The following is a 7,952-nucleotide window of genomic DNA, read 5'->3' on the forward strand; positions in this document are numbered from 1 at the left end:
AGGCCCAGTTGGATGCAGGCGAGTCCTACGAGGAGGAGGGTGGGCAGGAAGCCCGTGAACTCGAGGATGGCGGCGCCGCGGTCGCTTTTGAGTGCGGGTGCGTGGCGCTTGCGGGTGGGTGTGGTGTGCGGGTGGGTGGCGCCTGCGGCGGGCTTTCTCCCCGACCCGCCCCTTCCCGAAACCGGGGCTCCGCCCCGGACCCCGCATCCGACCTTCGGTCGGATCTGCTCAAACGCCGCAGGGGCTGAAATGCCACCCCGCGGGGGCTGCGCCCCCTGCACCCCGCTGGTGAGCTGGGCAAGTTTCATCCCTCCTGCACCGCCCCTCCCTCACCCGTGACGCTCCACCCCGCGTCGAACCCCGGGAAGAACAGGGGGACGTCGACCGAGACGTTGGCTGTGTACATGCCGCCCTCCGAGGTGCAGCCCGAGTCGAAGCTCCCCTGCCACGCCCCCGGCAGGTTCTCGCGGGCCGCCGCGTCGCAGGCGGCGACTGGGTCCTCGCCGCGGACCGCTGCCACCGCGCCCGCCCGGGCTCCCTCGTCCGCCGCGTTGCCGGCCAGGGAGTACGTGTAGCCGTACAGGACGCACTGCCAGAGGATCGCGATCACCGCGAAGATGACCGGGGCCATGCCCGCGAACTCGAGCGTGACCGAGCCCTCGTCGCCACCGCCGCGTCCCCTGCGGCGGCCCAGGCCCAAGGAGCCGCGGTCGCCCGTCAGTCGGGAGGACTTGGCGGGCTGGGTCCGGACCAGGCCGAGTTCGCCGGCCAGTCCCCAGAGCGCCTGCTTCACCGTGCTGCGGCTGTCGAGGTCCTGCATGCGGCCGGCGTCGACCGCCGACTGGAGTTCCTTGAAGTTGGAGGGGACCGCCGTGCGGGCGACCCGTGTGCCCGTGATGCGTTCGATCAGCGGGGGCTGGATCTCCGTGTTGCGGGTGTGGCGGTTGACCACGACCACCGTCTCCTCCGCCTTGCGGATCTGGAGGCGGTCCCACATACGGACCATGCGCTTCGCGGCGCGGACCGCGACCACGTCCGGGGTGACCAACAGGACTGCCTGGTCCGCCATTTCGATGGCCGCGGCGTTGGCGCTGCTCATCTGCGTACCGCAGTCGACGACGACGACTTCGTAGCGGTTGCGCAGAGCGCTGACCGCTTGGCGGGCCACGCGGTCGGTCACGTCCTCGCCTCGCTCGCCCTCGCCGGGGGCGAGGAGCAGGCCGAGACCGGTCGGGTGGGTGAAGACCGCGTCCTGGAGGACCCGGGGGTTGATGTCCGGGATCCCGGCCAGGTCGACGATGGAGCGCCGGAACTGCACGTCCAGGTAGGAGGCCACATCGCCGGACTGGAGGTCGAGGTCCAGGAGGGCCACCGTGCGGCCCGACGCGCGGGCTGCCAGGGCGAGTTGGACCGAGGTGAGCGTCGTGCCCACGCCGCCCTTCGCGCCGGTGACGGTGACGACCGTGCCACCAGGTCCGGTGTACGCCTCCGGGCCTTGGGTGAGGTGCGGCCGTACGCCCATCGACCAGGACGCCGCGGTCTGCACGCGGGCCGCCAACTCCTCGTAACCGAGGGGCAGTCCGATCAGTCCGCGGGCGCCCGCGTCCATGGACGCGGAGAAGAGTCCCGGGCTCGGGTCCTGGGTGATCAGGATGACGCCGACGACCGGGAAGCGCATCGCCACTTCCCGGATCAGTTCGAGAGCCGGGACGGGGCCTATTCGCTCGTGGACCAGGACGACTTCCGGGAGCTCCTCCAGGGATTCACCGGCGAGGCGGGCCAGCGTGTCGAGCAGGGCGGTGGAGTCGGTGACCGGCAACGCCGGTTCCGCGTCGGGCAGTTGGCTCAGGAGGGTGGAGAGCGAGCGGGCGGAGTCCGCGTCGCCCACCGCCGGCAGGATGCGAATCGTCACAAGGGGGCCCTCACTTGTCCTCGTCGAGGGTGTAGGTCCTGTCCCCCGGCGAGACCGGGGTGTCGCCGCCCTGGGAGATCAGGGCGAGCCGGACGTGTTCCGCGAAGGATTCGGCGTAAGCGACGCGCTGCGCATCCAGGGTGTTGAGGGCGAAGGTGATCGGGACCGCCTCGATCCGGCGGCCGCTGCGGTCGTCCTCACGGGGCTCGAGCGGGGTCAGTTCGCCCACGTCGAGGACCCGCGCGTTCTGGACGATGACCTTGGACTGGGCCTTGCCGCCTTCCAGCTCGGCTTTGAAGGTCGCGTAGATGTTGACCGTCGAGCCCGGGGTGATCTTTCCGGCGACACCGGTCGCCGCGTCGATCATGATGGCTATTTCCTGTTCCCCGTCACCCAGTTCGGGCCGCTTGACGATCATGTCCGACTGGAGAAGGGAGCCTTTTCGGAGCTGTGTGACGGCTATCTTTCCGTCGATCTCTCTCAGGTCGGTGACCGCGTTCTGCGAGAGCCAGCGCTCGGGCATTTCGATCTTCTCGAACTGCCCCTTGTCCAGCGTCTTGTACGGCGCGACATCGCTCTTGAGGCGATACGCGGAAACCTCGGGCCCCACCTTCGAGTTGACGTCGCGGATCACCGAGAGCACCCCGGCGAACGCGCCGAAGGCACACAGGACCGACAGGAGCAGCAGGATCACACCGCGGCGCTGGCGAGAATTCATGAGCCGGACTACCTCGATCAGGTCGGGTCGGGGTCGACGTCGAGTCGCTAGGGGCTGATGGCCTTGCGTTGCTGTCCTGAGGTCAGGACACCTGTGGGGCGCGAATGGTTCTCGTGGTTCCCGGATTGCGAAGAAGACGGCAGAGCGGAGGGTGACGGCGAATCCAGAAGAGGCGCGGAGCAGAACCCGCAGCGGTCGCCGATGAGTTCAAGGCCGCACCAGTGGCATTCCTCGCGCTTCACGGAGGAGACCAGCTGGTAGAGAACGGAGATATCGGGGATCGCGGCGGCGAATTCGATCAGTTTGCCGGTGGCCCACCAGCGGGTGGATTCTGCGGGGAGCGGGGCTTCGGCGACGCCCTGGACCTGCCAGGAGCGGGCCAGCGACCCCGTGATCCAGTCGGACTGCAACTGGCCTTTCGCCACGATGAGCCGCGTGCCGAACCCGGGGCCTTCGAGCTTCGCGCCCTGTCCCGCGCTGCCGAGGCGGATGAGCTGCGCCTTGGGGTTGGCGAGGACCGCGAACTGGGAGCCTGGGACCCAGGACTTGGCGTGCTGCCTGAGGCTGACGGGGACGCGGTCGAGTTTGGTGACCGAGTTCAGGACCGCGCCCGCGTAGATGTAGTGGGAGAGCAGCCGGGCCGCCGAGGCGAGGACGCCCGGGCTGAAGTCGCAGAGCGAGAGCTGCCTCAACTGCAGGGCGAGCACGGCGAGTCCGAGCGGCGGCAGGTCCAGGTCGAGCAGCGCGATCCGGTCGGATTCGAGCACCCCGCGGACCGTATGGAGGCGGTGCAGGGCCTGGGAGGGAAGCGAGGCCGGGCAGAGGACGATCACATACCCGTGCTGTTCGAGCAGGGCGTGCATATCGGAGAGCGAGGCCTCGAGCGGGCGGGTGGTGCGGCCCTGTGGCGTCTGCAGCACCGCGGCCGGCGGAGTGTGCTGGTCGGGCGGCGGAAGGATCAGGTCGGGAGCGGTCACGGCTATGACAGTCGGCACATCAAGACCCCCCGATCGCTTCCGACCACTTGCAGTCACTCACGGCCAATTGCGGCCGCTCATGGTCTTCCTGCATCAGCACCATATCCACGTCATGCCCAGCTCAACACTGGATCGACGTAACTCCTGGTGAGATCTTGATCGACGCTGAGTGAAGATCGACACGTGCGTCCGCTTCGGGTGCTCAAGTCTGCTCTCCCCAAAGGGAGTTGCAGCTTCCAGAGGTCTTGACAACCTGAATGGTCTGGACCAGATTGCGCGGCAGTACCGAACGGTGGCCGCCGTCCCGTCTTCCTCACCCCCCTCACGCAATGGGAGGCACGTTGTGGGCTCCGTAAGACGCATGCTTCTGGTCGCTCTGGCCGGTGGTGCGCTCACGGTCGGTGGTCTCACCGGCAGTGCGCAGGCTGCCGATGTGAACGTGGCGAAGAACGCCGGCTTCGAGAGCGGCCTCGCCAACTGGACCTGTACCGCCGGGTCTGCGGTCTCCTCCCCCGTACACGGCGGCGCGTCCGCCCTGAAGGCGACGCCCGCCGGGCAGGACCACGCACGGTGCAGCCAGACGGTGGCCGTGAAGCCCGACTCCACGTATCAGCTCAGCGCTTGGGTGCAGGGCGGGTACGCCTACCTCGGTGCCTCCGGTACGGGGACGACGGACGTGTCCACGTGGACGCCCGACTCGCCCTCCTGGAAGGAGCTGAAGACCTCCTTCACCACCGGCTCCTCGACGACCTCCGTGACGGTCTACACGCACGGCTGGTACGGGCAGCAGCCCTACCTCGTCGACGACGTGTCGGTCCTCGGACCCGACGGCGGCGGTGGCGGGGACCCGGACCCGGTGGTCCCGGTGTCGCCCTCGGGCCTCGCGGTCTCCGGTACGACCTCGTCGTCCGTGTCGCTGTCGTGGAGCCCGGTGGCGAACGCGACGGGCTACAACGTGTACCGCGACGGCACGAAGGTCCAGTCGGTGAACGGGAGTTCGGCGACCGTGACGGGTCTGGCCGCCGACACCTCGTACACCTTCCAGGTGACCGCGACGAACGCGGCGGGCGAGTCCCCGCGTACCACCTCGGTGAACGGCCGGACGGCCACCACCGGCGGCGGAGGCGGCGGTGACGTGCCGGCGCACGCCGTCACGGGCTACTGGCAGAACTTCAACAACGGCGCGGCCGTGCAGCGCATCTCGGACGTGCAGGCGCAGTACGACATCATCGCGGTCGCCTTCGCGGACGCCACCTCGACGCCCGGCGCCGTGGACTTCACGCTCGACTCGGCCGGGCTCGGGGGCTATACGGAGGCCCAGTTCAAGGCGGATGTGGCGGCGAAGCAGGCGGCCGGCAAGTCGGTGATCATCTCGGTCGGCGGCGAGAAGGGCACCGTCGCGGTCAACAGCGCCGCGTCGGCGACCAACTTCGCGAACTCCGTGCACGCGCTGATGCAGGAGTACGGATTCGACGGGGTCGACATCGACCTGGAGAACGGGCTCAACTCCACGTACATGACCCAGGCGCTCAGGTCCCTCGCGGCGAAGGCGCCGGGGCTCGTCATCACGATGGCGCCGCAGACGATCGACATGCAGTCGACGTCGAACGAGTACTTCAAGACGGCCCTGAACATCAAGGACATCCTGACCGTCGTCAACATGCAGTACTACAACAGCGGTTCGATGCTGGGCTGTGACGGCAAGGTCTACTCGCAGGGCTCGGTGGACTTCCTGACGGCCCTGGCCTGCATCCAGCTGGAAGGCGGGCTCGCCCCGTCCCAGGTGGGCCTCGGACTGCCCGCGTCGACGCGGGGCGCGGGCTCCGGGTACGTGGCACCGTCCGTGGTGAACGCGGCGCTCGACTGTCTGACGCGCGGCACGTCGTGCGGTGCGTTCAAGCCCTCGCGTACGTATCCGTCGCTGCGGGGCGCGATGACGTGGTCGACCAACTGGGATGCGACCGCGGGCAATGCGTGGTCGGGCGCGGTGGGGCCGCACGTGCACAACCTGCCGTAGCCGCCCCTTGAAGACCGGAAGGTCCGTCCCACCGCTCCCCCGGCGGGACGGACCTTCCGTATGACGGACCTTCCGTATGTCGTGCCGTATGGCGTGCCGTATGGCGCCTTACAACGTGACCGCGATCCCCACCACGATGGCGACGAACGTGGCCATGAAGATGGCGATGTGCTTGCCCGTCGGCTGCTCCGGCGGCTCACCCGCCTCGTGGCGCTCGCGCTGGCGGCGCAGCCACCCCGCGAACACGAGCCGCAGGATCGCCAGGGTCAGCGTGCCCAGGACGTACAGCTGGAGCGCCTGCACGGCTCCGTCGCCCGTGCCCCGCAGAGCCACGTAGAGGACGGTGACCACAGTGACCGTCACGGCCCCGGCCAGTGTGGCCCTGCGGGTCGTGGCCAGGGTCGCCACCGCTGTCGCGAGCGCGAGGCCCGAGACGACGGCGGCGATCCACCAGTGGGCCGTGGTGAAGTGCTCGGTGAGCATCGGGGTCCTTACCAGTCGAAGATGTCGGTCACGCCGCCGACCACGCCGCTGACGACCCCGGAGATCTTCCCGCCGAGCTCGGTCTTGAGACCTGCCTTCGAGATGACCGTGCCCACACCGGCGAAGATACCGCCGACGATGAACATGCCCATGTCCTCGCTGAACTGCTCGGAGCCGAAGCCGTAGGAGGTGCCGGCGAGGATGGCCGAGACGCCGCTCAGACCCCAGGACACCAGGCCCACCGTGCCGGCCACGCCGAGGATCACCGGGGCGGCCGGCGGGAAGAAGAAGGCGGAGGCGGCGATGCCCACGGCGGCCACACCCGCCACCGTCGACCAGTGGCTGACGGCCTTGTGCCAGTCCTTCTCCCGGCCGACGTCCGCGGGCCACATGCCCCAGTACTCGGTGTTGCCCTCGCTGACCGGGCTCGTGCCGTTGGTCTCGTGGGCCGCGGTCTCCATCGCGATCGTCTGCGCCTTGGCCTCGGCCTCGGCCCTGCGCTTGTCGGCGACGATCTTCTTGGCCGCGCTGGCGGCGGCCGCGGCCTCCGCCTTGCTCTTGCCTGCCGCCAGGGCGGAGGCCTGAGCCTGGGAGGCGGAGACCTGCGCGTCGTTCGCGAAGGACACGGCCTCCCTGGCGGATTCGAGGGCGCGGCTCATCGCGTAGTTGGCGGTGGCGGCCGCGGCCCGCGCCGTCCGCGCAGCGTTCCTGGCCGTCGCGGCGGACTCGGCGGCCTTGGTGGCGGAGGCGTCGGCGGCGTCCGCGTTCCTGCGCGCCTCGTCCTTCGCGAGCTCGGCGTCCTCGGCGTACTCACCGGCCTTGGTCGCCCAGTCGGTCGCCTCCTGCGCCGCGTCACGCGCCTCGGCCGCGGCCTTCTGCGCGTACGAGGCGTCCTCGAGCGCCTTCAGGGCGATCTTCGTCGCGTGCGCGATCGAGGCGCGGACCGCCGACACGTGTGTGGCGTGGTCGTGGTCGAGGCGGGCGGCGTCGAACTGCCCGGAGGTGACGAAGCTGCGGCGCATCTTCGCGGAGCCCTCGAGGGCGATCTGCGCCGCCGCCTTCGTGTACATGCCGCCCGTGTTGATCAGCCGCAGGATCTCGACGTTGTCGTCCTCCTTGACCGCCTCGGCGAGTTCAAGGGAGAGGAAGCGATGCAGGGCGACGGCGGTGCCCGCGTCGAGGGCGGCCTGTGCCTTGGCCTTGACGGCAGGGCCCGGGTTCTCGTTCAGGACCCGGAAGACCCTGACGCGGTACGTCTCGGCACCCGCCGCGACGAAGCCGCTCGACAGGAACCGGGTCGGCGCCTCGTCGTCGGTGCTCGCGAGCGCGGTGTGCGCCGCCTCGGCGATGCCCGCCGTGGACATCCGCGCCACCCCGAGCACGGTCTCCCGGTCGTCGGCCTTCTGCGCCAGGACGCGGTCGGCGTCGAGCCAGTTGAGGACGTCCTCGTCGTTGCCGGCGAGGGCGAACTCGGCGGCCTCCCGGGTCCAGCTGCCGGTCACGGTGAGGAGTTCGGCGGCGGCGACGCGTGCGTCCGTCACGGCCTTCGCGGTGTCGCCGGACGCCATGGCCGACTCGGCGGAGGCGATCAGGTCCTTGATCGCCGAGGAGGTCCGGTCGACCTCGGTGCGCTCCCGGTCGGCGGCGACGGCGGCATCGGCCTCGGCCTTCGCCCTCAACCGCGCTTCGGTGACGCAGAGTTCGACCTCTTCGGCGAGGTGGGCGGTCTCCGCGGTGCGGGCGGCCTGTTCCACCTCCGAGGCTTCCTTGACGGCGTCGTGCGCCTTGGTGGCGGCGTCGGTGGCGGCGTTCGCGTGCTCGGTGGAGCGCTTGGCGTACTCGACC

6 protein-coding genes and 1 pseudogene are annotated in these 7,952 nt (G+C 69.8%); 1 reads left to right on the top strand and 6 read right to left on the bottom strand.

From position 1 onward, the window contains the following. Nucleotides 1–8 precede the first annotated feature (8 nt). From ABT367_RS11485 to ABT367_RS11500, 4 genes and pseudogenes are all read right to left on the bottom strand, one after another. Nucleotides 9–308, bottom strand: a pseudogene (locus ABT367_RS11485) (hypothetical protein); the annotation flags it as partial. Next, on the bottom strand, nt 305–1,912 hold the full coding sequence (locus ABT367_RS11490) for an AAA family ATPase (protein ID WP_352251983.1): 1,608 nt from the start codon (nt 1,910–1,912) through the stop codon (nt 305–307). The pseudogene ABT367_RS11485 and the gene ABT367_RS11490, both read right to left, overlap by 4 nt. A 10-nt stretch (nt 1,913–1,922) precedes the next feature. Continuing rightward, on the bottom strand, nt 1,923–2,630 hold the full coding sequence (cpaB, locus tag ABT367_RS11495) for a Flp pilus assembly protein CpaB (protein ID WP_199545604.1): 708 nt from the start codon (nt 2,628–2,630) through the stop codon (nt 1,923–1,925). Nucleotides 2,631–2,677: 47 nt separating this feature from the next. After that, nucleotides 2,678–3,607: a hypothetical protein gene (locus ABT367_RS11500; protein WP_352251985.1), complete on the bottom strand. Its 930-nt coding sequence runs from the start codon at nt 3,605–3,607 to the stop codon at nt 2,678–2,680. A gap of 361 nt (nt 3,608–3,968) precedes the next feature. Between ABT367_RS11500 and ABT367_RS11505 the strand changes: the two genes are divergently transcribed. Then, a complete protein-coding gene (locus tag ABT367_RS11505) occupies nt 3,969–5,624 on the top strand; it encodes a chitinase (protein ID WP_352251988.1) in 1,656 nt (551 codons plus the stop codon). Nucleotides 5,625–5,732: 108 nt separating this feature from the next. Here the strand turns inward: ABT367_RS11505 and ABT367_RS11510 are convergent, their stop codons facing one another. Both ABT367_RS11510 and ABT367_RS11515 read right to left on the bottom strand, forming a co-directional pair. Continuing rightward, nucleotides 5,733–6,107 (bottom strand): hypothetical protein, encoded by a 375-nt coding sequence (locus ABT367_RS11510; RefSeq protein WP_352251991.1) that lies wholly within the window; start codon nt 6,105–6,107, stop codon nt 5,733–5,735. Between the two features lie 8 nt (nt 6,108–6,115). Further along, a partial coding sequence (locus ABT367_RS11515; RefSeq protein ID WP_352251993.1) for an ALF repeat-containing protein occupies nt 6,116–7,952 on the bottom strand: 1,837 nt, incomplete at its 5' end.

It is taken from the genome of Streptomyces mesophilus, from assembly GCF_040300965.1.
Taxonomy (GTDB): domain Bacteria; phylum Actinomycetota; class Actinomycetes; order Streptomycetales; family Streptomycetaceae; genus Streptomyces; species Streptomyces mesophilus_A.

Coding starts and splice junctions, on each gene's coding strand:
- ABT367_RS11510 (WP_352251991.1), bottom strand. CDS start 6,107: ATGCTCACCGAGCACTTCACCACGGCCCACTGGTGGATCGCCGCCGTC.
- ABT367_RS11505 (WP_352251988.1), top strand. CDS start 3,969: ATGCTTCTGGTCGCTCTGGCCGGTGGTGCGCTCACGGTCGGTGGTCTC.
- cpaB (WP_199545604.1), bottom strand. CDS start 2,630: ATGAATTCTCGCCAGCGCCGCGGTGTGATCCTGCTGCTCCTGTCGGTC.